Below are 26,925 nucleotides of genomic sequence, written 5' to 3' on the forward strand. Positions count from 1 at the left end.
TCCTGTCCTCAGCACCCCGGGCTACGCTCCCCCCGTGCCCAAGCAGTCCGGCTCCCCCCTGCCCCCGCTCTCCGTGGACCGCACGAGTCCGGTCCCGCTCTACTTCCAGCTCGCCCAGCAGCTGGAGAGCGCCGTGGAGAACGGGACGCTCGCCCCGGGCACCCTCCTCGGCAACGAGATCGACCTCGCCACCCGTCTGGGCCTCTCCCGGCCCACCGTCCGCCAGGCCATCCAGACCCTCGTCGACAAGGGCCTCCTGGTCCGCCGCCGGGGCGTCGGCACCCAGGTCGTGCACCGCAGGGTCCGCCGCCCGATGGAGCTCAGCAGCCTGTACGACGACCTCGCCGCCGCCGGGCAGCGCCCCGCCACCCGCGTCCTCGTCAACCGCCTCGAACCCGCCGCGGGACCGGTCGCCGCCGCCCTCGGCGTACCGGAGGGCACCGAGGTGCGCTACCTCGAACGGCTCCGTACCGCGCACGGCGAACCCATGGCGTACCTGCGCAACCACCTGCCCACGGGGCTCGTCGCGCCCGACACCGGGCAGCTGGAGACCACCGGCCTCTACCGCGTGCTCCGCTCCGCCGGGCTCACCCTGCACAGCGCCCGGCAGGTCGTCGGCGCCCGCGCCGCGACCGCCGGGGAGGCCGCGCTGCTCGACGAACCGGAGGGCGCCCCGCTGCTCACCATGGAGCGCGTCACCTTCGACGACACCGGGCGCGCCGTCGAGTACGGCTCCCATCTCTACCGGGCCGCCCGCTACTCCTTCGAGTTCCAGCTGATGGTCCGTCCGTAGCCACTCCAGGGGCCCCCTCACCAGTGCCAAGACCCGCATGACCGATACTGCAATGCACGCAGAAGGACACAAAGGAGGGCACGGTCCCGTGACCAGGCTTCGGACAGGAGGGGCACGCGCCGCAGTCGGCGCCGTGCTCGCCCTCGCACTCACCGCGGCGCTCGCCGGGTGCAGCAGCACCGGCGGAAAGCGGGCGGAGGACGCCCGCAAGGCCGCCGAGGCCCAGGGCAGGGCGGCCGTCGACACCCCCCGGTGGACCTTCGCCATGGTGACCCACTCCGGTGACGGCGACACCTTCTGGGACATCGTCCAGAAGGGCGCCAAGCAGGCCGCCGCCAAGGACAACATCAACTTCCTGTACGCCCACAACGACGAGGCCCAGCAGCAGGCGCAGCTGATCGACTCGTACGTCGCCAAGGGCGTCGACGGACTCATCGTCACCCTCGCCAAGCCCGACGCCATGAAGGCCGCCGTCGAGAAGGCCGTCAAGGCCGGCATCCCGGTGATCACCGTGAACTCGGGCGCCGAGCAGTCCAAGGCCTACGGGGCGCTCACCCACATCGGCCAGGACGAGACCGTCGCCGGCGAGGCCGTCGGCGAGGAGCTCGACAAGCGCGGCAGGAAGAAGGCCCTCTGCGTCCTGCACGAGCAGGGCAACGTCGGCCACGAGCAGCGCTGCGCCGGAGTGAAGAAGACCTTCGACGGCGAGCTGGTGAACCTGTACGTCGACGGCACCAACATGCCCGACGTCAAGGCCTCCATCGAGGCCAAGCTCCAGTCCGACAAGGACGTCGACGCCGTCGTCACCCTCGGCGCCCCCTTCGCCGACACCGCCGTCCAGGCCGCGAAGAGCGCCGGCAGCAAGGCCGAGGTCGACACCTTCGACCTCAACGCCAAGGTCGCGACCGCCCTGGAGGCCGGCACCCTCGGCTTCGCCGTCGACCAGCAGCCCTACCTCCAGGGGTACGAGGCCGTCGACCTGCTCTGGCTCTACCGATACAACGCCGACGTCCTCGGCGGCGGCAAGCCGGTCCTGACCGGCCCCCAGATCATCACCAAGGACCAGGCCGCCGCGCTGAAGCAGTACGCGGATCGGGGCACCCGATGAGCTCCACCGCCCCGACCTCGGACGGCGTCGACCACGTCGACGAACGACTCCTGCGCACCACCCCGCTGAAGAAGCTGCTCGCCCGCCCCGAGCTCGGCTCGGTCGTCGGCGCGATCGCCGTCTTCGCCTTCTTCGCGGTGGTCGCCGACAGCTTCCTCAAGCCCTCCAGCCTCGGCACCGTCCTCTACGCGGCCTCCACCATCGGCATCATGGCCGTGCCCGTGGCCCTGCTGATGATCGGCGGCGAGTTCGACCTCTCCGCCGGCGTCCTGGTCACCAGCTCCGCGCTGGTCTCCTCGATGTTCAGCTACCAGATGACGGCGAACGTCTGGGTCGGCGTCGGCGTCTCGCTGCTCGTCACCCTGGCGATCGGCGCCTTCAACGGCTTCATGCTGACCCGCACCAAGCTGCCCAGCTTCATCATCACGCTCGGCACCTTCCTCATGCTGACCGGCCTGAACCTGGGCCTCACCAAGCTGATCAGCGGCACCGTCTCCACCAAGACCATCGCCGACATGGAGGGCTTCCCCTCCGCCCGGAAGCTCTTCGCCTCCGAGGCGACGATCGGCGGCGTCGAGTTCAAGGTCACCATCCTGTGGTGGTTCGCCCTCGTCGCCCTCGCCACCTGGATCCTGCTCCGCACCCGCTTCGGCAACTGGATCTTCGCGGTCGGCGGCGGAGCCGACGCGGCCCGCGCGGTCGGCGTGCCCGTCTACCGCACGAAGATCGGCCTCTACATGGGCGTGGCCTTCTGCGCCTGGATCTCCGGCCAGCACCTGCTGTTCTCCTTCGACGTCGTCCAGTCGGGCGAAGGCGTCGGCAACGAGCTGATCTACATCATCGCGGCCGTCATCGGCGGCTGCCTGATCACCGGCGGATACGGCTCGGCCATCGGCTCGGCGGTCGGCGCCCTCATCTTCGGCATGACCAGCAAGGGCATCGTGTACGCCGAGTGGAACCCCGACTGGTTCAAGTTCTTCCTGGGGGCGATGCTCCTCCTGGCGACCCTGCTGAACGCCTGGATCCGCAAGCGCGTGGAGGCGACCAAGTGACGACCGACACCGCTCCGCTGGTGGAGCTGACCGAGGTCAGCAAGTACTACGGCAACATCCGCGCCCTCGAAGGGGTCTCCCTGGAGGTCCGCGCGGGCGAGATCTCCTGCGTCCTCGGCGACAACGGCGCCGGCAAGTCCACCCTCATCAAGATCGTCGCCGGTCTCCACCGGCACGACGCCGGAACCTTCCGCATCGAGGGCGAGGAGGTCACCCTCGCCAACCCGCGCGACGCCCTCGACCGGGGCATCGCCACCGTCTACCAGGACCTCGCCGTCGTCCCCCTCATGCCGGTCTGGCGGAACTTCTTCCTCGGCTCCGAGCCCACGAAGGGCAAGGGCCCCTTCAAGCGCCTCGACGTCGAGCAGATGCGGACGACGACCAGGGAGGCCCTGCTCCGCATGGGCATCGACCTCCGGGACGTCGACCAGCCCATCGGCACCCTCTCCGGCGGCGAGCGCCAGTGCGTGGCCATCGCCCGCGCCGTCCACTTCGGCGCCAAGGTCCTCGTCCTCGACGAGCCGACCGCCGCGCTCGGCGTCAAGCAGTCCGGCGTCGTCCTGAAGTACGTCGCCGCCGCCCGTGACGAGGGCCTCGGCGTGGTCCTCATCACGCACAACCCGCACCACGCCTACCTCGTCGGCGACCGTTTCGTCCTCCTCAAGCGGGGCGCGATGGCGGCGAGCCACACCAAGGACTCCGTCACCCTCGACGAGTTGACCCGGCAGATGGCGGGCGGCAGCGAGCTGGAGGACCTGCGCCACGAGCTGGAGCGGCCGACCGGCGCATGACGGCCCCTTGACACCCCACCTGGCAGAATCGGAGCCGATGAGTACCTACCGTGACCTCGCACACCGGGGAGCCGCCCGCGGGACCGTGCTGCGGACCGTCGGGACCCGGGAGCGGCGCTCCCACCTGACGGCGCCCCGGGTGCCGACCGTCGGCATCGACATCGGCGGTACGAAGGTGATGGCCGGCGTCGTCGACGCCGACGGCAACATCCTGGAGAAGCTCCGCACGGAGACCCCGGACAAGTCCAAGAGCCCCAAGGTCGTCGAGGACACCATCGTCGAACTCGTCCTCGACCTCTCCGACCGGCACGACGTGCACGCCGTCGGCATCGGCGCGGCCGGCTGGGTCGACGCCGACCGGGCCCGGGTCCTCTTCGCCCCGCACCTCGCCTGGCGCAACGAACCCCTCCGCGACGCCCTCCAGGGCCGCCTCGCCGTCCCCGTCATGGTCGACAACGACGCCAACACCGCCGCCTGGGCCGAGTGGCGCTTCGGCGCCGGACGCGGCGAGGACCACCTCGTCATGATCACTCTCGGCACCGGCATCGGCGGCGCCATCCTGGAGGACGGCCAGGTCAAGCGGGGCAAGTTCGGCGTCGCCGGAGAGTTCGGCCACATGCAGGTCGTCCCCGGCGGCCACCGCTGCCCCTGCGGCAACCGCGGCTGCTGGGAGCAGTACAGTTCCGGGAACGCCCTGGTCCGCGAGGCCCGCGAGCTGGCCGCCGCCGACTCCCCGGTCGCGTACGAGATCATCGAACGGGTCAAGGGGAACGTCCCCGAGATCACCGGCCCCCTCATCACCGAGCTCGCCCGCGAGGGCGACGCCATGTGCGTGGAGCTGTTCCAGGACATCGGCCAGTGGCTCGGCGTCGGCATCGCCAACCTCGCCGCCGCCCTCGACCCCTCCTGCTTCGTCATCGGCGGCGGCGTCTCCGCCGCCGACGACCTGCTCATCGGCCCCGCGAGGGACGCCTTCCGCCGCCACCTCACCGGCCGCGGCTACCGCCCCGAGGCCCGCATCGTCCGCGCCCAGCTCGGCCCCGAGGCCGGCATGGTCGGCGCCGCCGACCTCGCCCGGCTCGTCGCCCGCCGCTTCCGCCGCGCCAACCGGCGCCGCGTCGAGCGCTACGAACGGTACGAGCGCTACGCCCAGGCCCTGCGCAACGGGACCACGGGCCGGACCGCACGTACCCCCGAGGACCCCCCTTCATGACCCTGCCCCACACGTCCGCCCCGCCCCGCACACCGCAGGACAAGCTGCCCGAGGACCGCCGGCACATGATCCGCCGCCGCTGGCTGACGGCCGTCATCATCGTGCTCCTCGTCGGCATCCCCGCCGGCTACCTCGTCATCTCCGCGGGCCAGAGCCGGGACAGCGGCCGCGACAAGGAACGCGAGTCCTCGGCGGCCGGCCTCCAGGACAACTGGCCCTCCCTGATGAAGCGCCGCGTCTTCGAGATCCCGATCCCCAGCGGTGCCTGGGACGTCGCCTACTACGAGACCAGCAACTGGAAGACCAGCCGGCTCTACGTCCAGTTCACGACCACCGCCGGCGGCCTCGACGCCTTCCTCGCCGAGTCCGGCACCGCCCGCTCCGCCCTCACCTCGGGCCGTATCACCGTCGGCGAGCGCGACGCCGACATCGCCGGCTGGACCTTCCCCGCCGACACGACCTGGGCCGGCACCGTCGTCACCCGCGAGGAACCACGCCCCCGCACCGACATCACCGTCGACCTCACCGACCCCGCCTTCCCCCGCGTGTACGCGGTCTCCACGACCAGCCCCTGAGTCGACCCGGGTGTTCACTCCGTGGACGGGTGGTGGCAGCGCTCCCGTTCGGTGCTATGGTCCCGTCCATGCAGCAGACCGCCACCCTCGCCATGATGCGAATGATGCCCCGAACTTCGGAGGCGCTTCGCTAGCGAAGCCGTGCGCGCACAGGATGCGACGGACCCTCCGGAAACGGAGGGTCCGTTTTTTGTTGCCCTCATTCGACAGAACTCCGACAGAAGGCGAAGAACCGCCATGACTTGTCCGCCGGTCGTCTCCCTCACCGACTGTGCCGATGCCAACGCGCTGGCCCGGCAGTCCACCCGTATCGCCACCCTGTTCGGTGCCACGCCGACCGTGCTGCCGCTGACCGGGCCGGACCCGGAGGGCGCCGCCGCCCTGACGCTGCTGGACCTGCTGCGTTCCACGGACCTGATCGGCGGTCCGACGCAGCCCGTGGTGGTGCTGGTCAACATCGCGCCCCGGGACGGGCACTGGCCCAACGGTGTGCCGTTCTGCTGGTTCCGGCACGGCCAGCACCTGGTCATCAGCACGCTGAACCACCGGGTCCTCGCCCCGCTGGCGGCCTACCTGGGCGTCACCGAGGTGCACGTGACCGATGTGCGTGAGGTGCTGGAGGCGGCGGCCGCGGGGTGGGCGGAGCTGGCGCCGGGCGAGGTGGAGGAGATGGTGCGGACCCAGTTCCGCAGCCTGTGGTACGTGCCGCTGCTGGCCCGCTGGCTGGCGGACGGCCGTGAGGTTCCCGCGCGGACGGAGGCCGTCCAGCCGCCCGCCGCGCGTGAGGTGCGGATCGCGGTGGTGGACAACTTCGGCAACTGCAAGCTGGATCTGCCGGCCGTCGAACTGCCCGGTTACGAGGACGCGAAGGGCCTGCTCGTGCACAACCGGCACGAGGGCCGCGATGTCGAGGTCCGCTGTTACGACCGGCTGCCCGACGTCCCCTACGGCGAGCCCGGGATCACGGTCGGAAGCTCCGGTGTGGGCTTCGCCGAACTGGTGGTCCGCGGCGGTTCCGCGGCCGAGGTGTTCGGTCTCAGGCAGGGCGACCAGATCTTCGATCTCACCAGCTGATATCTCTATCCCACATCCCTTTCCCGGACCTCTCCCGAAGGACCCCCCGATGTCCCGTACCCGCATAGCCGTCGCGGCCGCTGCCGCCGCCTCCCTCGCCGTGCTGGCGGCGGCCGGCTGCGCGCCCCAGCCGCAGAGCACCACCCCGAAGGCGTCCGGTTCCGCCAAGGCCGCCGACTGCACCACCGGCAGCCCGAGCCTGCACCAGCCCGGCCGGCTGACGATCGCGACCGACTCCCCGGCCTACGAGCCGTGGTTCAGCGGCAACACCCCCTCCAACGGCAAGGGCTTCGAGAGCGCGGTGGCCTACGCGGTGGCCGGCAAGCTGGGCTTCGCCAAGGACCAGGTCAAGTGGGTGGTCGAGCCGTTCGCGCACTCCTACGCCCCCGGTGCGAAGGCCTACGACTTCGACATCAACCAGATCTCCATCACCCCGCAGCGCGCCAAGGCCGTCGACTTCTCCCACAGCTACTACACCGCCAACCAGGCCGTGCTGACGCTGAAGGACTCGAAGTTCGCCGGCGCCACCTCGCTCAGCGCCTTCAAGGACGCCAGGATCGGCGTGCAGGTGGCGACGACCAGCTACCAGGCCGTGCTGGAACGGCTCAAGCCCTCGGGCAAGCCGAGCGTCTTCAACACCACCAAGGACGAGGTCACCGCGCTGACCAACGGGCAGATCGACGCGATCGTCACCGACACGCCCACCGTGTTCTACCTGGCCGGAGCCGAGCTGGACAACGGCAAGATCGTGGGCCAGTTCGGCTACGCGGGCGGCACCCCGGAGGAGTTCGGCCTGCTGCTGCCGAAGAACAGCGGCTACACCACCTGCGTGGACAAGGCCCTGGACGCCCTCAAGGCCGACGGCACGCTCGCCGGGCTCACCAAGCAGTGGCTGTCCGCGTCGGCGAACGTGCCCGAGCTGAAGCAGTAACGGGCCGGCCGTGGAACTCACCAAAACACCCGCGCCCCCGGCAGCGGACGACGACGCCTACCAGCCCAGCGACCACGAGCGGGAGCGGCGGCGCTTCCGCCGCTCCCGCAAGCGCCGGCAGACCTGGACCTCCGCCCTGTGCACCGTCCTGGCCCTGGTGGCGGTGGGGGCGGGGGCGGTCGCCTCGCCCGGCTGGGAGCGGGTCCGGAGCCTGTTCCTGGACGGCGCCGAGCTGCGCGCCGCGTTCCCCGAACTCCTCAAGGGCTTCTGGCTCAACATCCAGATGTTCCTGGTCGCCGAGGTCCTCATCCTCGTCCTGGGACTTCTGATCGCCCTGGTCCGGGTCACCCGCGCGCCCGGGCTGCAGCCGCTGCGGCTGGCCGCCACCGTGTACGTGGACGTCTTCCGCGGGGTGCCGACGCTGCTGCTGGTCTTCCTCGTCGGCTTCGGCCTGCCCGCCCTGCAACTGCAGGGCACCCCGACCCAGCCCTGGGTCCTGGGCGTGATCGCCCTGGTGCTGTCCTACACCGCCTACGTCGCCGAAGTCTTCCGCGCCGGACTGAACTCCGTCCACCCCGCGCAGCGCAACGCCGCCCGCGCCCTCGGCCTCAACCAGCGCCAGACCCTGCGCCACGTCGTACTGCCCCAGGCCGTCCGCAACGTCGTCCCCCCGCTGCTCAACGACTTCATCGCGCTGCAGAAGGACACCGCGCTCGTCGCCGTCCTGGGCCCGCTGGAAGCCCTGCGCGCCGCGCAGATCAAGGCCGACTACGACTTCAACTACACCCCCTACCTGGGAGCGGCCGTGCTGTTCATCGCGGTGACCATTCCGCTGACCCGCTTCGCCGACCGGCTCCAACAGCGGGCGGCGCAGCGCACCTGGGCGGAGACGGGCCGATGAGCCACCAGCCTTTGCTGCGCATCCGCGGCCTGCGCAAGCAGTACGGACCACGGCTGGTGCTGCGGTCGATCGACCTGGACGTGGCCGAGCACCAGGTGGTCTGCCTGATCGGCGGTTCGGGGTCGGGCAAGTCGACCCTGCTGCGCTGTGTGGACCTGCTGGAGGTCGTCGACGACGGCACCGTCCACCTGGGCGAGCGCGAACTGACCGACCCCCGCCTGGACCCCGACGTGGCCCGCCGGCGGATCGGGATCGTCTTCCAGGCCTACAACCTCTTCCCGCACCTGAACGTGCTGGACAACATCACCCTCGCCCCCCGCCAGGTCCACGGCGTCCCCCGCAAGCAGGCCGAGGCGAAGGCTCTGGAACTGCTGGACCGGCTCGGCCTGGCGGACAAGGCGAAGGAGCATCCCGACCGGTTGTCGGGCGGGCAGCAGCAGCGGGCCGCGATCGCCCGCGCCCTTGCCACCGAACCCGAACTGCTGCTGTTCGACGAGATCACCTCCGCCCTCGACCCCGAACTGGTCGGCGAGGTCCTGGACGTCGTCACCGACCTCAAACAACGCGGTCTGACCATCCTGATGGCCACCCACGAGATGGACTTCGCCCGGCACGCCGCCGACCAGGTCTGCTTCCTGGAGAACGGCGTGATCGTCGAGCAGGGCACCGCCGAGCAGGTCCTCACCGCACCCCGGGAAGCGGCCACCCGACGCTTCCTCGCCCGCGCACTCGACCGTTCCTAGGCCGGACCGTCAGGGGCGCCGGGAGTGGCGGGAAACCGCCAGGGACGACCCGGCGCCGTGCGGGAGGGCGGGAGATGAGAGGGTCTTGCGGGTGAGCGAGACACCGACGAACACCCTGCAATACCGTGTCGACGGGCGTGAGGACGCCCCGGTCCTGGTCCTGGGACCGTCCCTCGGTACGACCTTCCACATGTGGGACCGGCAGATCCCGGAGCTCGTCCGGGAGTGGCGGGTCGTCCGCTTCGACCTCCCGGGGCACGGAGGCGCGCCCGCGGAGCCCTTCACCTCCGTCGCCGAGCTCGGCGACCGGCTCCTCGCCACGCTCGACGCGCTCGGCGTCCAGCGCTTCGGCTACGCGGGCTGCTCCCTCGGCGGCGCCGTGGGCCTCGACCTGGCCCTCCGCGCCCCCCACCGGGTCGCCTCCCTCGCCCTGGTCGCCACCTCGCCCCGGTTCGGCACCGCCGACGAGTTCCGGCAGCGCGGTGTCATCGTCCGGACCAACGGTCTGGAGCCGATGGCCCGCGCAGCCCCCGAGCAGTGGTTCACGCCGTTCTTCGCCGGCGCGCAGCCCGCCATCGTCGACTGGGCCGTCCAGATGGTCCGTACGACCGACCCGGCCTGCTACATCGCCGCCTGCGAGGCCCTCGCCGTCTTCGACGTCCGGGGGGCCCTCGGCAGCATCGGCATCCCCGCCCTGGTCCTGGTGGGCTCCGAGGACCAGGTCACCGGCCCCGCCGAGGCCCGCACCCTGGTCGCCGGCATCGCCGACGCCCGGCTCGCCGTCGTCCCCGGCGCCTCGCACCTCGCCCCCGTCGAGCAGCCCGCCGCCGTCACCGACCTGCTCACCGAGCACTTCTCGGGCATCGTCCAGGAGACCGGCGGTCTGGTCGTGCCGCCGCCGCGCGTGCCGCCCGTCCCCGTCGCCGAGCCCGCCCAGGCCGCCCCGGAGGCCGAGCCCGCCGAGGCCGGCCGGCCCGACCCGTACGAGAAGGGGCTCGGGCTGCGTCGCGAGATCCTCGGCGACGCCCACGTCGACCAGGCCCTCGCCGACGACCCCGACGGGGCCTTCCAGGAGCTCGTCACCCGCTACGCCTGGGGCGAGGTGTGGAGCAGGGAGGGGCTCGACCGGCGCACCCGCAGCGTCGTCACCCTCACCGCCCTGATCGCCGGAGGCCATCGGGAGGCCCTCGCCGACCACACCCGCGCCGCCCTGCGCAACGGCCTCTCGCCCGAGGAGCTCCGCGAGATCGTCCTCCACGCGGGCGCGTACTGCGGCTTCCCCGCCGCCGAGACCGCGCTGCGGGTGATCACCCGGGTCGTCGCGGAGGAGACGACGCCCCCGGCGTAGCCTGGGCGCGTGAAGCTGACGAAGAAGTCCCATGCCTGCGTGCGGCTCGAGAAGGACGGCCGCACGCTCGTCCTCGACCCCGGCATGTTCACCGAGGAGGACGCCGTCCTCGGAGCCGACGCGCTGCTCGTCACCCACGAGCACGCCGACCACTTCGACGAGGGCCGGCTGCGGGCCGCCCTGGAGGCCAACCCGGCCGCCGAGATCTGGACGCTGCGCAGCGTCGCCGACCGGCTCTCGGCGGCCTTCCCGGGGCGGGTGCACACCGTCGGGCACGGTGACGCCTTCACGGCGGCCGGTTTCGACGTCCAGGTCCACGGCGAGCTGCACGCGGTGATCCACCCGGACATCCCGCGCATCACCAACGTGGGCTACCTCGTCGACGGCGCCGTCTTCCACCCCGGCGACGCGCTCACCGTGCCCGACCACCCCGTCGACACGCTGCTGCTGCCCGTCATGGCCCCCTGGAGCAAGATCTCCGAGGTCATCGACTACGTGCGCGAGGTGAAGCCGCGCCGGGCGTACGACATCCACGACGCCCTGCTCACCGACCTCGCCCGGCCCATCTACGACCGCCAGATCGGCGAGCTCGGCGGCACCGACCACCGGCGGCTGTCCTCCGGGACCTCCGCCGAGGTGTGATCGCGCCGACTGTCACACCCCGCCAGTAGGCTTGCGCACATGCGCATCGCCACCTGGAACGTCAATTCGATCACCGCCCGGCTGCCCCGGCTCCTGGCCTGGCTGGAGAGCAGCGGCACCGACGTGCTGTGCATCCAGGAGACCAAGTGCAGCGCCGAGCAGTTCCCCTTCGAGGAGCTGCGCGCCCTGGGCTACGAGGCGGCGGTGAACGCCACCGGCCGGTGGAACGGCGTGGCGCTGATCTCCCGGGTCGGCCTCGCGGACGTGGTCACCGGACTGCCCGGCGGCCCGCAGTACGAGGGCGTGGAGGAGCCCCGGGCGGTCTCCGCGACCTGCGGCCCGGTCCGCCTCTGGTCGGTGTACGTGCCGAACGGCCGCGAGGTGGCCCACGAGCACTACGCGTACAAGCTGCGCTGGCTGGAGGCGCTCAAGGCGGCCGTCGCCGAGGACGCGGCGGGGGAGCGCCCCTTCGCGGTCCTCGGCGACTACAACATCGCCCCGGCCGACGAGGACGTCTGGGACATCGCCGTCTTCGAGGGCGCCACGCACGTGACGGAGCCGGAGCGGGCCGCGCTCGCCGCGCTCCGCGAGGCCGGCCTCGCGGACGTGGTCCCCCGCCCCCTCAAGTACGACCACCCCTTCACGTACTGGGACTACCGCGCGCTCGGCTTCCCGAAGAACAAGGGCATGCGCATCGACCTGGTCTACGGCAACAAGCCCTTCGCCGAGGCGGTCTCCGACAGCTATGTGGACCGCGAGGAGCGCAAGGGCAAGGGCGCCTCGGACCACGCGCCGGTCGTCGTCGACCTCGACGTCTGAGGGCGAGAGGGGGATGATCACCGCGCGCCGGATGGCCGACCCGCGGGTGGCGGTGCGACGCTGTTCCGATGAACATCCCCTTTCTGGACAGCTGGCGAAAGCGGCATGAGCCCGAGCCCGCGGACTCCCCCCTGGCCGCGGCCTTCGACCGCGACCCGGAGGGGGTGGCCGAGCTCCTCTCCGAGTGCGAGCTGCTGCGTTCCCGCGTCGGGGAGGCGGGGGTGGTCCTGGACGACACGCCGCGCTCCCTCGCCGAGCTCGACCAGCTGCCGCCCCGCTGGCGAAACGATCCGGAAGAGCTGCCCTGGTTCGGGAACGACGCCGGTCTGTACCTCGGCACCGTGATCGTCCGGAACGTGCCGGGCGCCCGCTGGCAGGTGTGGCCCGGCGGCGGCCCCGTGGTGCGGCTCGCCTCCGGCCGGGAGATCCAGGTCGTCGAGGCCGGTCTGGACTGGGCGATGACCGGCGCGCCGGAGCTCTCCCAGGTGTACGCCGAGGCCTCCGAGTACTGAGAACCCACGGGCCTCGCTCCACTCTTCCGTGCACTCTTCTGCAGTAAATACGGCTTATTCCGTTTTCATGCGTGTCGGGCCTGAAGTCCCTTTTTCTCCTGAATAGTTTGCGCTGACCGCGACACCGCTGAGAAACGGGGCAGGGCAGCGCATGGCCGTCGTCGATCCGCTGATCGAACTGCGTGGCGTCAACAAGCACTACGGCACGCTGCACGTCCTCCAGTCCATCGACCTCGTGGTCGGACGCGGGGAGGTGGTCGTCGTCATCGGCCCCTCCGGATCCGGCAAGTCCACCCTCTGCCGCGCGATGAACCGGCTGGAGAGCGTCGAGTCGGGCGAGATCCGCATCGACGGCCGGCCCCTCCCCGAGGAGGGCAAGGCGCTCGCCCGGCTGCGCGCCGACGTCGGCATGGTCTTCCAGTCCTTCAACCTCTTCGCGCACAAGACCGTCCTCGCGAACGTCTCCCTCGCGCAGACCAAGGTCCGCAAGCGCAAGAAGGAGGAGGCCGACCGGCGTTCGCGCGAACTCCTCGACCGGGTCGGACTCGCCGCGCACGCCGACAAGTACCCGGCCCAGCTCTCCGGCGGCCAGCAGCAGCGCGTCGCCATCGCCCGCGCCCTCGCCATGGACCCCAAGGCCCTCCTCTTCGACGAGCCGACCTCCGCGCTCGACCCCGAGATGATCAACGAGGTCCTGGAGGTCATGCGCCAACTCGCCCACGAGGGAATGACGATGGTCGTCGTCACCCACGAGATGGGCTTCGCGCGCTCCGCCGCCCACCGGGTCGTCTTCATGGCCGACGGAAGGATCGTCGAGGACCGGGCGCCGGAGGAGTTCTTCACGGCCCCGCGCAGCGAGCGCGCCAAGGACTTCCTCTCCAAGATCCTCACGCACTGACCGGGGTGGCCACCATGCACCGCACGCACCGGACCCCGGCCGCGCTCGCCCTGCTGCTCGCCGTGACGGCGACGCTCGGCGGCTGCGGCAAGGAGGGCAGCCCGCCCGTCAAGGGCCCCCAGCCCGACCAACTGCCCGTCTACCAGGTCCAGTCGGGCTTCACCCTGCCCGACTCGGCCACCTGGAACCGGGCGAGGAAACGCGGCCGGCTCGTCGTCGGCGCCAAGGAGGACCAGCCCTACATGGGCGAGAAGGACCCGGCCACCGGCCGCTACTCCGGCTTCGACATCGAGATCGCCAGGATGATGGCCGCCTCCCTCGGCTTCGACCCCGCCCGCGTCGACTTCCGCACCATCGCCTCCGCCAACCGCGAGACGGCCCTCCAGAACGGCCAGATCGACTACTACGTCGGCACGTACACCATCAACGACAACCGCAAGAAGCTCGTCGGCTTCGCCGGCCCCTACTACCAGGCCGGCCAGTCCCTCCTGGTCCGCACCGACGAGAACGACATCGACGGACCCCGGGACCTGGACGGCAGGAGGGTCTGCTCGGCCGCCGGCTCCACCCCGTACCAGCGCATCGAGAAGGACTACCCGAAGGCCGAACTCGTCGCCTACGACACCTACTCCGTCTGCGTGGACAACCTGCTGACCTACCAGGTCGACGCCGTCACCACCGACGACACGATCCTCATGGGCTACGCCGCCAAGGTCCCCGACGAACTCGAGGTCGTCGGAAAGCCGTTCTCCAAGGAGCCCTACGGCATCGGCGTCCCGCACGGCGACACCGCGCTGCGCCTCGCCCTCGACGACGCCGTCGCCGCCCACGAGGGGAACGGCGACTGGAAGAAGGCCTACGACGCCACCCTCGGCCTCTCCGGGGTCCCCGCCCCGCAGCCGCCCGCCATCGACCGCTACCCGGCCAACTGAGGACCCCCACCGCTGACATGGACGTACTCACCGACAACTTCTCGCTCTACGCCGAGGGATTCCTCGGCACCGTCGAACTCACCGTCTACGCCTCGGCCCTCGCCCTCGTCCTGGGCTTCGTCATGGCCTCCTTCCGGGTCGCGCCCGTGGGCTCCTTCCGGGTCATCGGCACGGTCTGGGTCACCGTCCTGCGCAACACCCCGCTGACCCTGCTCTTCTTCGCGGTCATGCTGGGCCTGCCCCGCTTCGGACTCGTCCTGCCCTTCGAGGTGTTCGCCGTCCTCGCCCTCGGCTGCTACACCTCCGCCTTCATCTGCGAGGCGCTGCGCTCCGGCATCAACACCGTCCCGCTCGGCCAGGGCGAGGCCGCCCGCAGCCTGGGCATGACCTTCTCCCAGACCCTCTCCGCGATCGTCCTCCCGCAGGCCTTCCGCACGGTCATCCCGCCCATCGGCTCCACCCTCATCGCCCTCGCCAAGAACTCGGCGATCGCCGGGGCGTTCAGCGTCACCGAACTCCTCGGCACCTACAGGACGCTGAGCGAACTCGGCTACGACATCGTCTGGACCTTCGTCTGGATCGCCGTCGGCTACCTGATCATCACCCTCACCATCAGCGCCCTCTTCCACCTCCTGGAGAGGCACTGGGGAGTCGCCCGATGACAAGCGCCACCGCCCTGTACGACATCCCCGGGCCGAGCGCCCGGCGGCGCCACCTCCTCTACGGACTGGCATCCACCGCGCTGATCCTCGCGCTGGCCGGCTGGATCCTCCACCTCCTCCTCGACACCGGCCAGTTCACCGCCGCCAAATGGACGCCCTTCGAGTACAAGGGCATCCAGGAACTGCTGCTCAGGGGCCTCGGCAACACCCTCAAGGCCTTCGCCTACGCCTCGGTGCTCTCGCTCGCCCTCGGCACGGTCCTCGCCGCCGGGCGCCTCTCCGAGCACCGGGTGCCGCGCTGGGCCTCCACCCTGCTCGTCGAGTTCTTCCGCGCCATGCCCGTCCTCGTGATGATCTTCTTCATCTTCGTGGCGCTCAAGGTGCAGCCGCTGCCCGCGCTCGTCGCCGGACTGACCCTCTACAACGGCTCGGTGCTCGCCGAGGTCTTCCGCACCGGCGTCCACGCCGTCGCGCGCGGCCAGGGCGAGGCGGCGTACGCGCTCGGCATGCGCAAGACCCAGGTGATGACGTACGTCCTGGTGCCGCAGGCCGTCCGCGCCATGCTGCCCGCCATCATCAGCCAGCTCGTGGTCGCCCTCAAGGACACCTCGCTCGGCTTCCTCATCACCTACGAGGAGTTCCTGCACGCGGGCAAGCTGATCGCGTCCAACCTCGACTACGACCTGCCGTTCATCCCCGTCGTGCTCGTCATCTCGCCGATCTACATCGGGATGTGCATGCTGCTCTCCTGGTTCGCCGGCTGGGTGGCCCGCAGGGAGCGCCGAAGCCCGAAGACGAAGGCCGTGGACGTCGCCCCGGCCGAACCCGAGACGCTGCTGCCGGGACAGCAGTAGGGGCGGTCACGCCCCCGAGCCGCACCCGCCCGGCAGCAGCCGGAGATCACTCCGCCCGCAGCGGGACCGACACGTACGACGGGTCGCCCGTGGGGGAGGAGAAGGTCAGCTGCGCGCCGGTCGGGTTGTGCTCGATGTAGAGCGGGTCGACGGTGTCGACGACCAGCGCGAGCCGGTGCCCGGCCGGGACGTCGTAGGCCGTCGAGAAGAGGTCGAGATCGACGCCGAACGGCTTCCCGGGGGTCCGGTCGTGGAAGGTGTACGGGGCGTTGGTCACCAACTTGCCGACACCGAGGGGGCCCACGTCGTAGAGGTACGCGACGAGGGTGCCGCTCTCCTCGGTGGAGGTGACCGTGGTGTGCAGCCGCACCGTGCCGCGCACCCGCTGCGGGGCGTCGTACCGCTCCGACTGCCAGACACCGGCGAAGGCGCGGGGGAGGAGGGGGATCGAGGCGACGGGCGGGGCCTGGAAGAACTGGTCCAGGAGGTTGGAGAGCATGACGACCCCGCCGTTCGCGCCGGAGTCGACGTTCGCCCAGATCCGCTGCGTACCGCCGAGGTCGAACCTCCGCCGGTTCGCGTCGAGGGACTTCCAGTCCGGGTACCCCTCGTAGCCGGCGTCGGACCGCGGCTTGAGCTGGACGGGCTGCTCGCGGTCGATGCCGTTGTCGGCGCCCTTGAGGTAGCGGTCGAACCAGCGGCGGGCGCTGGTCCAGGTGTCGTTGGGCAGTCCGAGGAGTCCGGTGGCCTCGGCGGTGGCGTGGTCGCCCGGCCGGAACTCCAGCCGCTTGGGGCCGGTGAGCTTCTCGTAGAAGCTCGCGTACTGGTTGGGCGGGAAGATGGTGTCGCCCCAGGCGTTGCCGAGCATGATCGCGGCGCCGTTGGCGTTGATCCGGTCCAGGTAGGTGGTGGCGGACCGCTTGCGGCCCCAGGCGATCATGTCCTCCTCCTTGGCCAGGTTGGAGGAGAGGAAGTCGCCCAGGATCTCCTGGAGTTCGGGACCCGGCCGCCCGGTGAGGTACCCGGCGCCGCCGAGCAGGGCGGCGGCCTGGAGGTGCTGGGTCCGGCCGCTGTAGATGGAGTCGATGAGGTCGGCCCAGCCGCTGAGCGCCGCGACGGCCTTGATCCGCGGGTCGTTCGCCGCGGCGAGCAGACTGATCCCGGCGCCGTACGAGACCCCCGCCATGCCCACGTGGTCGGGGTCGGACGGGGTGTTGGCCAGGGCCCAGTCGATCACCTTGGAGGCGTCGGCGACGTCCTTCGGCCCCGCGGTCTCGATCTCCCCGCCGGACTGCCAGAAGCCGCGCGAGTTGTAACTCAGCACGACGTACCCGGAGTCGGCGAGCTTCTGGGCCTGTGCGAGGTACTCGACCTGCGGCACGCCCCAGCTGGTGGGCAGCACGACCAGGGGGAGGCGGGCGGCGGTTCCGGCTCCGGCGGGCGTGACGACGTTCGCCTTGAGGACGGTGCCACCGTCCCCGGCGATGTCGACGAAACGGATGGAGGTGTCGGCGGCCTGGGCCGCGGGTGCGAGCCCGAGCGCCGTCCCGGCCACGAGGGCGGCCGAGACGGCGAGGGTCAGGGATGTGCGCACGGGGCACTCCTCACTGGGGCACTGTTGGGGGGCAGTGAAGTGAAAGTGACCCGACGGTAACCGGGGTGCTTTACCTGTGGTAACCGCTCGGTAAGTTACGTGCGGGTAACGATTGGTGGGCTGCTCGGGAGGGCGAGGGCCTCCGCGAAGTCGGCGTGGGCCTCCCCGTACCGCTTGACGGCGAGGAGGAACATCGAACGGTCGGTGAGGGCGCGGGCGAGCGCGCCCGGGTCGGCGGTCGGGCGGCGGGCGAGGGCCACGCCCTCGTCGAAGGACGGCCGGAGCGACTCCTCGGCCCGGCGGCCGGACGTCTCCCAGCGGAGCGCCCGGCGGACGGTCAGGCGGCGCTGGGCGGCGATCAGTCCGGGGAGATCGCCCGACTCGCGCAGGGCGTCGGTCTGCCGTTCGAGGGCGGGGATCGAGGCGAAGCACTCCTCCCGCATGTCGGGAGACCATCCGTGGACCGGGTGGACCCCGAACGTCGGCAGCGGGGCGTCCGGAGTGGCGACCGGTTCGGCCGGCCGGCCCGACAGGGCGAGGAGGGTGACCCAGCAGGCATGGATGTTGCTCCAGCTCACCGGCTCGCCATCCCGTGCGAGACGGGCGAGCAGGGCCAGCGCCTCGTGCCGCGCGGCGGCCTCCTCGGCCCTGCGTCCGGCGGTCAGGAGCATCCCGGCGTACCGCTCCAGCTTCCACACCAGGGAGGCGAGCGGGCTGCGGTCCTCCACCGCCTTGCGCCGGTGGTCGTCCACGAGGCGCGCGAACACCCCCAGGGCTTCCTCGTGCTGCCCCGCCGCGTCGAGTTCGGCCGCCCACTCGATCCGGGTCCAGCGCGACGCGTCGTCCGCCTCCCGCGCCGCGACGTGCCGACCGTACAGCTCGGCCGCCTCCCCGTGCCGCCCCTCCTCGGCCAGCACGACCGCGAGGCGTCTCCATTCGCCCGCCTCCGCCAGCTCCTCGCAGACCGCACGCCCCTCGGCCCGTCGACCGGTGGCGAGCAGCCAGTGCTCGTAGCCACTCAGGGCGCGGCGCAGCCGCTCCTCCCCGTGCGGCACCTCCGCGTCGAACCGCCGCGCCGCGTCCGCCGCTTCGCCGTACAGGGCCCGGAGGATCTCCGGATCCGCGAAATCCCGGGCCCGCTCGATCAGCGCGTCCACCAGTTTCGGCAGGTACGCCCGCGGGCTCACCTCCGCCAGTACCCGATACGCGTCCAGCCGTTCCCGGAGGCTCGGCTCCTCCGACCCGAGCAGCAGGACCCGAGCCCGCAGCACCGCGTCCTGGCTGAACTTCTCCGTGTTCCCCATGCGCCCCCTGTTCTCCGTGTGGTGCGACGACGGAGATTCTGGGAGCCGGGGGACACCCCGGACAAGGCTCCCGAACTGTGCGTTCCGTCCTACGAAAACGCGCTCTGACCTGTCATGATGGTGACGTCTTCACCCCTGGATCACCCGGACGGGAGGGCCGGTGCAGAGCAGGAACGTCGCACCCGACGTCTTCGACCCGCGGATCTACGCCGCCGGCATCCCGCACGACCGCTTCCGCGCCCTCCGCGACCACGCCCCCGTCGCCCGGCAGGAGGAGCCCGAGATCCTCGGCTGGCCCGCGGGATCCGGTTTCTGGGCCGTCACCCGGCACGCCGACGTCGTCCGGGTGCTCAAGGACGCGGAGACGTACTCCTCGCACCTCGGCGCCACCCAGATCCGCGACCCCGACCCCGCCGATCTGCCGTTCATCCGGCGCATGATGCTCAATCAGGACCCGCCGGAACACGGCAGGTTGAGGCGGCTCGTCAGCCGGGCCTTCACCCCCGGACGGATCGAGCGCTTCACCGTCACCGCGCGCGACCGGGCCCGCGAGCTGCTCGCGGACGCGTTCGCGGACGGCGGCGAGGTGGACCTCGTCCGGGCCGTCACCGACGACTACGCGCTGCTCAACCTCACCGACCTGCTCGGGATCCCCGCGAGCGACCGGGGGCTGCTGCATGCCTGGACCGAGCGGGTCATCGCCTACCAGGACCCCGACGAGCCGCCGGTCCTCGACGCCGAGGGGCGGCCGGTCAATCCCCGCTCGCCCGCGATGCTCGCGGAGATGTTCGGCTACGCGCAGGAGCTCGCCGCGTACAAGCGGGCGCATCCGGCCGACGACGTCATGAGCGTGCTCGCGGTCTCCGAACTGGCCGACGCCGAACTGGAGATGTTCTTCTTCCTGCTGACCGTCGCCGGGAACGACACCGTCCGCAGTGCCGCTCCCGGAGGGATCCTCGCCCTTGCCGAACACCCGCAGGAACAGCGGAGGTTGTGGGGCGGGGAGGTCTCGCTCGACACGGCCGTCGACGAACTCCTGCGGGTGCACCCGCCCGTGCTCTCCTTCCGGCGCACGGCCGCCCGCGACACCGAGCTCGCCGGGCGGAAGATCCGGGCGGGCGACAAGGTCGTCGTCTTCCACGCCTCCGCCAACCACGACGAGCGCGTCTTCGCCGACCCGCACCGCCTGGACCTCGGCCGTAGCCCGAACCCGCACGTGTCCTTCGGGGACGGCCCGCACGTCTGCCTGGGCGCGCACTTCGCCCGGCTCCAGCTCCGGGTGTTCTACGAGGAGGTGCGGGCGGCCTGTGGCGGGCTGGAACTCGCCGGGCCGCCCCGGCGGCTCGTCTCGAACTTCGTCAACGGGATCAAGTCGCTGCCGGTGCGGCCGTCGGAGCCGTCCGCGCCGCGCTCGTGACGTCGGCCACCAGCTCCACCACATCGGGGCCGTACGCCTGCGAGTTGACCACCTTCAGGAGGAGGACGAAGGAGCCGTCGCGGTGGCGGCGGGCCAGCGACTCGTAGTGGCGGGCGAGATAGCGGGTCGCCGCCTGGTTGGTGATCGCCCGCTGCCCGCAGAAGAGGAACACCGGCCGGCAGTCCTCGCCCGCCATGAGCCGGGCCAGGATCACGTACTCCTCGGTGCCGGAGTCCATGCGGTAGCGCTCCGAGCCGATCAGGAACGAGCCCTGGTCCGGGCCCCGCTCCACGTCCGTGTTCACCGTGAGCCCGGGCAGCAGGGTCGCCAGGTGAGCGGCCATGCGGCGATTCGAGTACGGCCCGCCGACGCAGAACTCGGTCCGGTCGCCGAAGCCCTGGTGCGCCTGGTCGTGCTGCAATATGCGCGCGTGCGCCCCGCAGTCCTTGATGAGCGCGCAGAGTTCGAGCAGCGCGAACACGTCGTAGCGGTGCACCGAGCTGTCGCCGCCCGACTCCCTGTTCACCACGAGCAGGCACTCGGAACTCCCCGGAAGGCCGAAGAACGCCTGCTTGCGGCGGAGTCTGCGCCGCCATTGGTACGTGCGGCCCACCCAGCCGAAGGCGGCGCTGACCCCGGTCGCCAGGACCCCGAGCACGATGTTGCGGACGTCGTCGTTCATGGGCGCGCATGGTAGCGGCGATCCGGCCTTCTGTTCGAGGCGGTCCTGACGGGAGGCGGTGCGGGAAGTTACGCTGCGCGGACGGTCGTTGACTGGAGGTATGAATGCGTCGCTCCGCCGCTGGCAAGGTCTCCCTTCTCGCCGTCGCGGCGACGGTGCTCTCCCTGGGCGCCGCCGCGCCACCGGACACCGCCGCCCCACCGGTCAAGGAACCCGTCGCCGTCGGGTACGGCGGCGCCGTCGCCAGTGTCGACGCCGACGCCTCGGCCGCCGGCATCGAGGTGCTCCGCAAGGGCGGCAACGCGGTCGACGCCGCCGTCGCCGTCGCGGCCGCCCTCGGCGTCACCGAGCCGTACTCGGCGGGCATCGGGGGCGGCGGCTACTTCGTCTACTACGACGCGAAGAGCCGTACGGTACGCACCGTCGACGGACGCGAGACCGCCCCGCGCACCGCCGGCGCGGACCTCTTCGTCGAGAACGGCAAGCCCATCCCCTTTGAGGAGGGCCAGACCAGCGGCCTCGGCGTCGGCACCCCCGGCACCCCCGCCACCTGGAGGACCGCCCTCGACGCCTGGGGCAGCAAGCGGCTCTCCACCCTGCTCGAACCCGCCGAGCGGCTCGCCCGCGAAGGCTTCACCGTGGACCCCACCTTCCGCGCGCAGACCGCCGCCAACGAGGCCCGGTTCCGCGACTTCCCGGCCACCTCCGCGCTCTTCCTGCCCGGCGGGCAGCTGCCCGTGGTCGGCTCCACCTTCAAGAACCCCGACCTGGCCCGTACGTACGAGACGCTCGGCCGCGAAGGCGTCGGCGCCCTCTACCGGGGGCCGCTCGCCCGGGACATCGTGAACACCGTCCGCACGCCCCCGCTCCGCGAGGGCGCCACCCGGACCGTCCGCGCGGGTGACCTGACGGAAGCCGACCTCGCCGGGTACCGCACCGAGTCCCGCAGGCCCACGAAGGTCTCGTACCGGGGGCTCGACGTCTACGGCATGGCCCCGTCCTCCTCCGGCGGCACGAGCGTCGGCGAGGCGCTCAACATCCTGGAGGGCACCGACCTCTCGGCGGCCTCCCAGGCCCAGTACCTGCACCGCTACATCGAGGCCAGCCGCATCGCCTTCGCCGACCGGGGCCGCTGGGTCGGCGACCCGGCCTTCGAGTCCGTGCCGACGCGCGGCCTGCTCTCCCAGCGGTTCGCCGACTCCCGGGCCTGCCTGATCCGCGACGACGCCGCCCTCACCAGCCCGCTCGCCCCGGGGGACCCGAGCAGCCCGGTGCCGTGCGCGAACGGCGGCACCGCCGCCCCGACCACGTACGAGGGCGAGAACACCACCCACCTCACGGTGGCCGACAAGTGGGGCAACATCGTCGCCTACACCCTCACCATCGAGTCCACCGGCGGCAGCGGCATCACCGTGCCCGGCCGGGGCTTCCTGCTCAACAACGAGCTGACCGACTTCTCCTTCGCCCCGGCGAACCCGGCCGTCCACGACCCGAACCTGCCCGGCCCCGGCAAGCGGCCGCGCTCCTCGATCTCGCCGACGATCGTCCTCGACCCGCACGGCCGGCCGGTCCTCGCGCTCGGCTCCCCGGGCGGCGCGACCATCATCACCACGGTCCTGCAGACCCTCACCGGAGTCCTCGACCGGGGCCTGCCGCTCGTCGACGCGATCGCCGCGCCGCGCGCCAGCCAGCGCAACCAGGCCACGACGGAACTCGAACCCGCCCTGTGGAACAGCCCGTTGAAGGCGGAACTGGAGTCCATCGGGCACGGTTTCCGGCAGAACCCGGAGATCGGCGCGGCGACCGGTGTGCAGCGGCTCCCCGACGGCCGCTGGGTGGCGGCGGCGGAGACCGTCCGCCGGGGCGGCGGCTCGGCGATGGTGGTGCGGCCCGCTTCCTGACCCGCTAGAGAGCGGTGAGGACGCGCGGGCCGTCGTCCGTGATCGCCACCGTGTGCTCGGCGTGGGACGCGCGCGAGCCGTCGAGCGTACGGATCGTCCAGCCGTCCCGCGCCGTGTAGTGCTCGTCCGTGCCGCCGCCGATCAGCATCGGCTCGATCGCGAGCACCATCCCGTGCCGCAGTTTCATGCCCCGGCCCGGGCGTCCCTCGTTGGGGACGCCCGGGTCCTCGTGCATGGCACGGCCGATGCCGTGGCCGCCGAAGCCGTCCGGGACGCCGTACCCCGCGGCCCGGCAGACCCGGCCGATCGCGTGGGCGATGTCGCCGATGCGGTTGCCGACGACGGCCGCCGCGATGCCCGCCTCCAGGGCCTCCTCCGCCGCGGCGATGAGGCGCGTGTCCTCCGGGCGGGCGGGGCCGACCGTGAAGCTGACCGCCGCGTCGCCCGCCCAGCCGCCCAGCGTCGCCCCGCAGTCCACGGAGACCAGGTCGCCCGGGGCGAGGCGCGTCCCGTCCGGGATGCCGTGCACGATGGCGTCGTTCACGGAGACGCACACGACCGCCGGGAAGGGCACCGGGGCCCACTCCGGGTGGTAGTCGAGGAAGGGCGAGCCGGCGCCCGCCTCCGCGAGCACCTCGCGCGCGGCCCGGTCGAGCTCGGTGAGCGCGACGCCGGGCGCCGCCTTCTCCCGTACCGCCGCCAGGGCACGGGCCACCACCCGGCCGGACTCGCGCATGGCCGCCAGGGATTCGTTCGTCTTGATCGTCACCATGGCCAATTACTATACCGGTATAAGTATGGGGTGGCGGTATTAGCATGGGGGCATGGTGCGCACCCCCCTGACCCCCGAAGAGCGCGAGCGCGGCGAGCGCCTGGGCCTGCTCCTGCGCGAGGCGCGCGGCGAGCGGTCCATGGTCGAGATCGCCGCGGCCGCCGGACTCTCCGCGGAGACCCTCCGCAAGATCGAGACCGGCCGGGCCCCGACCCCGGCCTTCTTCACCGTCGCGGCGCTGGCCGGGGTCCTCGGCCTCTCCATGGACGAGCTCGTGGTGCACTGCGCCCTCGTCGGCGCCGCCTAGGCGTCAGGCGGACACCCCCAGCTGGATCCGGCTGTGGCGCGGGCGCTCGATCTCGTCGACGAGGGCGAGCGCCAGATCGGCGTGGGAGATGCGGCCTGGGCCGTCGATCACCGTGCCCACGGACGTCCGGTAGCCGCCCGTCCGCTCCGCCTCCGCGTTCAGGTCCATCCCCGGCACCACCATCAGCCAGTCGAGCCCGGGCCCGGCCTCCGCCGTGAGCAGCTCGAACTCGGCCACGTGCCCCTGGGAGAAGACCCGCCACGCCTCGGGGAAGTCGGGCGCGTCCATGATCCGCACCCCGGGGGAGGTCTCCAGGGTCGTGGCGATGCCCAGGGTGAGCAGCCGCCCGACCCCCGCCTCCGTGAGCCCGGCGACCATCGCCTTCGCCGCGGCCGTGAAGAAGTCGACCGAGGGGACGTCGAGCCGGACCGCCGCGTTCACCGCCGCGTCGTGGCCCGCCGCGAGCGCCGCCACCGAGGCCGCGTCCGTCGCGTCGCCCCGTACGAGCGTGACGCCCGCACCCTCCAGATCGCGGTACGCGTCCGGGTCGCGCACCACCGCCGTCACCCGGTGGCCCCGGGCCACCGCCTCCGCCACGGCCGCCCGGCCGACCCGCCCGCCGGCGCCGAAGACCACGATGTCCTTGCCGCTGTCGTTGTCCATGGCGGGACCGTAGAACGGGCACCCCTGGTTACTTCAACGGTACTGGGCTAGCGTCGGCGGCATGACCGAGCAGCCGTCCCCGCAGCCGCTGAGTCCCTCCCTCTTCCACGACTGCGACGGCGCCCCCGCCCAGCCCGTCCGGGTCGGCGGCAAGTGGACGGCGATGGTGCTGCGCTGCCTGGAGGACGGGACGCCCCGCCGCTTCTCCGAACTCCGCGTCCCGCTGCACCGGGTCACCCCCAAGGTCCTCACCGAGACCCTCCGCGCCATGGAGCGCGACGGCTTCCTCTCCCGTACGGTCCACGACGAGAACCCGCCCCGCGTCGAGTACGCCCTCACCGCCCTCGGCCGGTCCCTCCTTGTCCCGCTCGACACGGCCTGCGCCTGGGCGCGCACCCACGCCCCCGAGATCGCCGAGGCCCGCAGCGCGTACGAGCGGACCGCGTCCTAAGCTCCGGGCATGATGCCCGAAGAGCTGCGGCACGGCCGCTACGTCAGCCTGACCACCTTCCGGAAGAACGGCACGGGGGTCGCGACACCCGTCTGGTACGCGGTGGAGGGCTCCCAGCTGTACGTGTGGACCCGATCCGACTCCTGGAAGGTCAAGCGCCTCCGCAACGACCCCCGGGTCGAGGTCGCCGTCTGCGACGTGCGCGGCAACGTCGCCGAGGGCGCCGGGCGGTTCACCGGCACGGGACGGCTCGTGAAAGGGGAGGAGCTGGTCCGCATCCGGCGCCTGCTCTCGCGCAAGTACACCTGGCAGTACTGGCTGACCGATGTGCCCGCGATGATCGTCCGGCTCGGCAAGCGCCCGCACACCGGGATCGTCGTGACGTTCTGAAAACGGACCGTAGTCGCCCCGTAACACGACTGCGGTCCAATACCCGCGGACCGGAAGGTTCCAGTCGACGGCGGGGCAGGTGTGTGACGCGTGACGGTGTATCAACTCCCGGTGGAAGTCGCCACGTTCAGGGAATGGCTGACGGATCTCGTCGGCCGCGGCCGGCCGGACGGCGGCTGGTACGGGGTCTTCGCCGCGCGCGACCCGGAGGGCCTGCGCGCCTGCCTCGACGGGGCCGAGATCCCGCCCTGGGACGTCGTCGAGTCGCTCCTCCAGGACGCCGGGGAGACCACCGGCGGACCCTTCGCCGCCCACGGCCGGATCCTCCACGCGGCCGCCGCCGGCGCCCACGACCGCCGGCCCGGCGGAGCGGAGGCCCTCGCCGAGCGCCGGGACCTGATGGAGAGCGAACGCCGCCACGCCGAGACCCGGAGCCGCGAACTCACCGAGCGACTGCACACCGCTCCGGAGCCCGCGCAGGTCGCCCGCCTGGAACACGAACTCGCCTGGACCCGCGACGACCACGCCAGGGCGACGGCCCGCGTCAGGGAACTGACGGGGAGACTGGCCCGACTGGGAGCGGAGGCGTCGCGCGCGGCGGGCCGCGACTCGACGGCCGGGGCGGCTGGTCGGGTGGCGTCAGGTCCGGTCGCGGTCGGACCGCTGATCCGTGCCGCGGGTTCGCTGCGGGCCGGCACGCCGACTTCCGGTCCTGCGGCGTCCGCGCCGCCGATTCGCGCCGCTGGTCCGGTGGCGGCTGGTCCGGTGGCGTCCGGACTGCCGACCCGTATGGCCGGTCCTGTGGCGTCCGGGCCGCTGATCCGTACCGCCGGTCCGGTGGTGGCCGCGCCGCCGATCCCTGCCGCCGGGCCGCCCGCAGGCGCCGTCAAGTCGGCCAAGACCAGGCGGCGACCCCGAGGGGCCCGGTACGCCTGGCTGGACGAGGGGGCCGAGGAGGCGGGGGAGGTGGCGGTGCCCGTGCTCCCGGCCGGGGGAGCGGCGCCTCGGGGCGCCCGGTTCGGGGGTGCCGCCGAAGCCGTCGCCGCTGTCGAGGCCCCGCCCACGGACCCCGCCGAGGCCGTCCGCGCCGCCGCCAACGCGGTCTACGCGCTCCGGCGCCTCCGGGCGCAGGGCCGCAGCGGCGAGGCGCACGTCCTGCTCTGCGAGGCGCTCGGCGGGCCGCCCGCCCGGCTGCCGGCCCTCGCGGAGGAGCTGCACCGGGCCGGGCTCGGCGCCGACTGGTCCACGCTGCTCTGGGAGGCGGCCTCGCTGCCGCCCGGTAGGCTCGCCGCCGTCGCGGGCGTGCTCGCCGACGCGGGCCGGGCGGCCGACTGCGAGCGGCTGCTCCGGCAGGGAGTGGCCCGCCCGGTCGAGGAGCTCGCCGGGGCATGCGCCGCGCTGCGCGCCGAGGATCACCACCGCGAGGAGCACGCCCTGCTCACCGCCTTCGTCCGGGTCCGCACCGCCGAGGACGCCGCCCGGCTCGCGGGCGAGGACCCGCAGGGCCTCGTCCCCCGACTCCTCGCCGCCGCCCGCGAGGTGTCGGCGTCCCGGGAGCGCGACCTCCTCCACGCCCTGCGGGTGGCGGGGGTGTGA

The 26,925-nt window shown here is 72.1% G+C and carries 29 protein-coding genes; 24 read left to right on the forward strand and 5 right to left on the reverse strand.

What is annotated here, in order from left to right; translation table 11 throughout:
* Positions 1–73 precede the first annotated feature (73 nt).
* The 18 genes from ACH4TP_RS10975 to ACH4TP_RS11060 all read left to right on the forward strand — a co-directional run bounded on the left by ACH4TP_RS10975 (position 74) and on the right by ACH4TP_RS11060 (position 15,848).
* Complete coding sequence (locus ACH4TP_RS10975) at positions 74–793, forward strand: GntR family transcriptional regulator (protein WP_398191436.1); 720 nt, start codon at positions 74–76, stop codon at positions 791–793.
* Between the two features lie 88 nt (positions 794–881).
* Positions 882–1,901: a sugar ABC transporter substrate-binding protein gene (locus ACH4TP_RS10980; RefSeq protein ID WP_389232952.1), complete on the forward strand. Its 1,020-nt coding sequence runs from the start codon at positions 882–884 to the stop codon at positions 1,899–1,901.
* On the forward strand, positions 1,898–2,953 hold the full coding sequence (locus tag ACH4TP_RS10985; protein WP_389232955.1) for an ABC transporter permease: 1,056 nt from the start codon (positions 1,898–1,900) through the stop codon (positions 2,951–2,953). The genes ACH4TP_RS10980 and ACH4TP_RS10985 overlap by 4 nt, the downstream gene beginning before the upstream one ends.
* Positions 2,950–3,744, forward strand: coding sequence for an ATP-binding cassette domain-containing protein (locus ACH4TP_RS10990; RefSeq protein WP_389232958.1), 795 nt, complete (start codon positions 2,950–2,952; stop codon positions 3,742–3,744). Before ACH4TP_RS10985 ends, ACH4TP_RS10990 begins: the two co-directional genes overlap by 4 nt.
* 37 nt (positions 3,745–3,781) lie before the next feature.
* Complete coding sequence (locus tag ACH4TP_RS10995; protein ID WP_389232961.1) at positions 3,782–4,957, forward strand: ROK family glucokinase; 1,176 nt, start codon at positions 3,782–3,784, stop codon at positions 4,955–4,957.
* On the forward strand, positions 4,954–5,532 hold the full coding sequence (locus ACH4TP_RS11000) for a hypothetical protein (RefSeq protein WP_398437116.1): 579 nt from the start codon (positions 4,954–4,956) through the stop codon (positions 5,530–5,532). Before ACH4TP_RS10995 ends, ACH4TP_RS11000 begins: the two co-directional genes overlap by 4 nt.
* 237 nt (positions 5,533–5,769) lie before the next feature.
* Complete coding sequence (locus ACH4TP_RS11005; RefSeq protein ID WP_389232967.1) at positions 5,770–6,606, forward strand: SAM hydroxide adenosyltransferase; 837 nt, start codon at positions 5,770–5,772, stop codon at positions 6,604–6,606.
* Positions 6,607–6,655: 49 nt separating this feature from the next.
* Entirely contained in the window at positions 6,656–7,537 is an 882-nt protein-coding gene (locus ACH4TP_RS11010; protein ID WP_398191395.1) for an ABC transporter substrate-binding protein, read from the forward strand.
* A 10-nt stretch (positions 7,538–7,547) separates the two neighbouring features.
* On the forward strand, positions 7,548–8,438 hold the full coding sequence (locus tag ACH4TP_RS11015; protein WP_398437119.1) for an amino acid ABC transporter permease: 891 nt from the start codon (positions 7,548–7,550) through the stop codon (positions 8,436–8,438).
* Positions 8,435–9,181: an amino acid ABC transporter ATP-binding protein gene (locus tag ACH4TP_RS11020; RefSeq protein WP_389232975.1), complete on the forward strand. Its 747-nt coding sequence runs from the start codon at positions 8,435–8,437 to the stop codon at positions 9,179–9,181. Before ACH4TP_RS11015 ends, ACH4TP_RS11020 begins: the two co-directional genes overlap by 4 nt.
* 91 nt (positions 9,182–9,272) lie before the next feature.
* Positions 9,273–10,529, forward strand: a complete 1,257-nt coding sequence (locus ACH4TP_RS11025; protein WP_398437121.1) for an alpha/beta fold hydrolase — start codon at positions 9,273–9,275, stop codon at positions 10,527–10,529.
* A gap of 9 nt (positions 10,530–10,538) precedes the next feature.
* Entirely contained in the window at positions 10,539–11,171 is a 633-nt protein-coding gene (locus tag ACH4TP_RS11030) for an MBL fold metallo-hydrolase (RefSeq protein ID WP_398191385.1), read from the forward strand.
* A gap of 39 nt (positions 11,172–11,210) precedes the next feature.
* Positions 11,211–11,990 (forward strand): exodeoxyribonuclease III, encoded by a 780-nt coding sequence (locus ACH4TP_RS11035; protein ID WP_398437123.1) that lies wholly within the window; start codon positions 11,211–11,213, stop codon positions 11,988–11,990.
* A 68-nt stretch (positions 11,991–12,058) separates the two neighbouring features.
* Entirely contained in the window at positions 12,059–12,502 is a 444-nt protein-coding gene (locus ACH4TP_RS11040) for a DUF6278 family protein (RefSeq protein WP_389232987.1), read from the forward strand.
* Positions 12,503–12,653: 151 nt separating this feature from the next.
* Positions 12,654–13,400, forward strand: coding sequence for an amino acid ABC transporter ATP-binding protein (locus ACH4TP_RS11045; protein WP_389232990.1), 747 nt, complete (start codon positions 12,654–12,656; stop codon positions 13,398–13,400).
* A 14-nt stretch (positions 13,401–13,414) separates the two neighbouring features.
* Entirely contained in the window at positions 13,415–14,332 is a 918-nt protein-coding gene (locus ACH4TP_RS11050) for a glutamate ABC transporter substrate-binding protein (protein ID WP_398437125.1), read from the forward strand.
* 17 nt (positions 14,333–14,349) lie between these two features.
* Positions 14,350–14,994 carry an amino acid ABC transporter permease gene (locus tag ACH4TP_RS11055; RefSeq protein ID WP_398191375.1) on the forward strand — a complete coding sequence of 215 codons (645 nt, stop codon included), beginning with the start codon at positions 14,350–14,352 and terminating at the stop codon, positions 14,992–14,994.
* Positions 14,991–15,848: an amino acid ABC transporter permease gene (locus ACH4TP_RS11060; RefSeq protein WP_398437128.1), complete on the forward strand. Its 858-nt coding sequence runs from the start codon at positions 14,991–14,993 to the stop codon at positions 15,846–15,848. Before ACH4TP_RS11055 ends, ACH4TP_RS11060 begins: the two co-directional genes overlap by 4 nt.
* A gap of 46 nt (positions 15,849–15,894) precedes the next feature.
* On the opposite strand, the gene ACH4TP_RS11065 is transcribed toward ACH4TP_RS11060, so the two are convergent.
* Together ACH4TP_RS11065 and ACH4TP_RS11070 are read right to left on the reverse strand one after the other, a co-directional pair.
* On the reverse strand, positions 15,895–17,442 hold the full coding sequence (locus ACH4TP_RS11065; protein ID WP_398437130.1) for an alpha/beta fold hydrolase: 1,548 nt from the start codon (positions 17,440–17,442) through the stop codon (positions 15,895–15,897).
* A gap of 95 nt (positions 17,443–17,537) precedes the next feature.
* The gene (locus ACH4TP_RS11070) at positions 17,538–18,746 is read right to left on the reverse strand and encodes a hypothetical protein (RefSeq protein ID WP_398437131.1); all 1,209 of its coding nucleotides are present in this window, start codon (positions 18,744–18,746) and stop codon (positions 17,538–17,540) included.
* Positions 18,747–18,906: 160 nt separating this feature from the next.
* On the opposite strand from ACH4TP_RS11070, the gene ACH4TP_RS11075 reads away from it, so the two are divergent.
* On the forward strand, positions 18,907–20,163 hold the full coding sequence (locus tag ACH4TP_RS11075; protein ID WP_398437133.1) for a cytochrome P450: 1,257 nt from the start codon (positions 18,907–18,909) through the stop codon (positions 20,161–20,163).
* Here ACH4TP_RS11075 and ACH4TP_RS11080 read toward each other — a convergent pair.
* Entirely contained in the window at positions 20,114–20,845 is a 732-nt protein-coding gene (locus ACH4TP_RS11080; protein WP_389233010.1) for a hypothetical protein, read from the reverse strand. The genes ACH4TP_RS11075 and ACH4TP_RS11080 overlap by 50 nt on opposite strands.
* A 104-nt stretch (positions 20,846–20,949) precedes the next feature.
* On the opposite strand from ACH4TP_RS11080, the gene ggt reads away from it, so the two are divergent.
* Entirely contained in the window at positions 20,950–22,746 is a 1,797-nt protein-coding gene (gene ggt, locus ACH4TP_RS11085; RefSeq protein WP_389233013.1) for a gamma-glutamyltransferase, read from the forward strand.
* 4 nt (positions 22,747–22,750) lie between these two features.
* Here the strand turns inward: ggt and map are convergent, their stop codons facing one another.
* Positions 22,751–23,518 (reverse strand): type I methionyl aminopeptidase, encoded by a 768-nt coding sequence (map, locus tag ACH4TP_RS11090; protein WP_398437136.1) that lies wholly within the window; start codon positions 23,516–23,518, stop codon positions 22,751–22,753.
* 52 nt (positions 23,519–23,570) lie between these two features.
* On the opposite strand from map, the gene ACH4TP_RS11095 reads away from it, so the two are divergent.
* Positions 23,571–23,825, forward strand: coding sequence for a helix-turn-helix domain-containing protein (locus tag ACH4TP_RS11095; protein WP_389233019.1), 255 nt, complete (start codon positions 23,571–23,573; stop codon positions 23,823–23,825).
* A gap of 3 nt (positions 23,826–23,828) precedes the next feature.
* On the opposite strand, the gene ACH4TP_RS11100 is transcribed toward ACH4TP_RS11095, so the two are convergent.
* Entirely contained in the window at positions 23,829–24,488 is a 660-nt protein-coding gene (locus ACH4TP_RS11100; protein ID WP_398437138.1) for an NAD(P)-dependent oxidoreductase, read from the reverse strand.
* Between the two features lie 61 nt (positions 24,489–24,549).
* Here ACH4TP_RS11100 and ACH4TP_RS11105 point away from each other — a divergent pair, with 61 nt between their 5' ends.
* The 3 genes from ACH4TP_RS11105 (at position 24,550) to ACH4TP_RS11115 (ending at position 26,925) form a co-directional block, all read left to right on the forward strand.
* The gene (locus tag ACH4TP_RS11105; RefSeq protein ID WP_398437140.1) at positions 24,550–24,939 is read left to right on the forward strand and encodes a winged helix-turn-helix transcriptional regulator; all 390 of its coding nucleotides are present in this window, start codon (positions 24,550–24,552) and stop codon (positions 24,937–24,939) included.
* A gap of 9 nt (positions 24,940–24,948) precedes the next feature.
* Positions 24,949–25,329: a PPOX class F420-dependent oxidoreductase gene (locus ACH4TP_RS11110; RefSeq protein WP_398191348.1), complete on the forward strand. Its 381-nt coding sequence runs from the start codon at positions 24,949–24,951 to the stop codon at positions 25,327–25,329.
* Positions 25,330–25,440: 111 nt separating this feature from the next.
* Positions 25,441–26,925 carry a UL36 very large tegument protein gene (locus ACH4TP_RS11115; protein ID WP_398437142.1) on the forward strand — a complete coding sequence of 495 codons (1,485 nt, stop codon included), beginning with the start codon at positions 25,441–25,443 and terminating at the stop codon, positions 26,923–26,925.

The organism is Streptomyces sp. NPDC021012 (assembly GCF_044333355.1).
In the GTDB taxonomy this organism is placed as follows: Bacteria; Actinomycetota; Actinomycetes; order Streptomycetales; family Streptomycetaceae; genus Streptomyces.

Bases quoted from the DNA above. Each gene is read 5' to 3' on its own strand.
- ACH4TP_RS11055 (WP_398191375.1), top strand. From the start codon at position 14,350: ATGGACGTACTCACCGACAACTTCTCGCTCTACGCCGAGGGATTCCTC.
- ACH4TP_RS11010 (WP_398191395.1), top strand. From the start codon at position 6,656: ATGTCCCGTACCCGCATAGCCGTCGCGGCCGCTGCCGCCGCCTCCCTC.
- ACH4TP_RS10995 (WP_389232961.1), top strand. From the start codon at position 3,782: ATGAGTACCTACCGTGACCTCGCACACCGGGGAGCCGCCCGCGGGACC.
- ACH4TP_RS11110 (WP_398191348.1), top strand. From the start codon at position 24,949: ATGATGCCCGAAGAGCTGCGGCACGGCCGCTACGTCAGCCTGACCACC.
- ggt (WP_389233013.1), top strand. From the start codon at position 20,950: ATGCGTCGCTCCGCCGCTGGCAAGGTCTCCCTTCTCGCCGTCGCGGCG.
- map (WP_398437136.1), bottom strand. From the start codon at position 23,518: ATGGTGACGATCAAGACGAACGAATCCCTGGCGGCCATGCGCGAGTCC.
- ACH4TP_RS11095 (WP_389233019.1), top strand. From the start codon at position 23,571: ATGGTGCGCACCCCCCTGACCCCCGAAGAGCGCGAGCGCGGCGAGCGC.
- ACH4TP_RS11105 (WP_398437140.1), top strand. From the start codon at position 24,550: ATGACCGAGCAGCCGTCCCCGCAGCCGCTGAGTCCCTCCCTCTTCCAC.
- ACH4TP_RS11005 (WP_389232967.1), top strand. From the start codon at position 5,770: ATGACTTGTCCGCCGGTCGTCTCCCTCACCGACTGTGCCGATGCCAAC.
- ACH4TP_RS11080 (WP_389233010.1), bottom strand. From the start codon at position 20,845: ATGAACGACGACGTCCGCAACATCGTGCTCGGGGTCCTGGCGACCGGG.
- ACH4TP_RS11100 (WP_398437138.1), bottom strand. From the start codon at position 24,488: ATGGACAACGACAGCGGCAAGGACATCGTGGTCTTCGGCGCCGGCGGG.
- ACH4TP_RS11070 (WP_398437131.1), bottom strand. From the start codon at position 18,746: ATGGGGAACACGGAGAAGTTCAGCCAGGACGCGGTGCTGCGGGCTCGG.
- ACH4TP_RS11000 (WP_398437116.1), top strand. From the start codon at position 4,954: ATGACCCTGCCCCACACGTCCGCCCCGCCCCGCACACCGCAGGACAAG.
- ACH4TP_RS11020 (WP_389232975.1), top strand. From the start codon at position 8,435: ATGAGCCACCAGCCTTTGCTGCGCATCCGCGGCCTGCGCAAGCAGTAC.
- ACH4TP_RS11045 (WP_389232990.1), top strand. From the start codon at position 12,654: ATGGCCGTCGTCGATCCGCTGATCGAACTGCGTGGCGTCAACAAGCAC.
- ACH4TP_RS11060 (WP_398437128.1), top strand. From the start codon at position 14,991: ATGACAAGCGCCACCGCCCTGTACGACATCCCCGGGCCGAGCGCCCGG.
- ACH4TP_RS11040 (WP_389232987.1), top strand. From the start codon at position 12,059: ATGAACATCCCCTTTCTGGACAGCTGGCGAAAGCGGCATGAGCCCGAG.
- ACH4TP_RS11050 (WP_398437125.1), top strand. From the start codon at position 13,415: ATGCACCGCACGCACCGGACCCCGGCCGCGCTCGCCCTGCTGCTCGCC.
- ACH4TP_RS11035 (WP_398437123.1), top strand. From the start codon at position 11,211: ATGCGCATCGCCACCTGGAACGTCAATTCGATCACCGCCCGGCTGCCC.
- ACH4TP_RS10985 (WP_389232955.1), top strand. From the start codon at position 1,898: ATGAGCTCCACCGCCCCGACCTCGGACGGCGTCGACCACGTCGACGAA.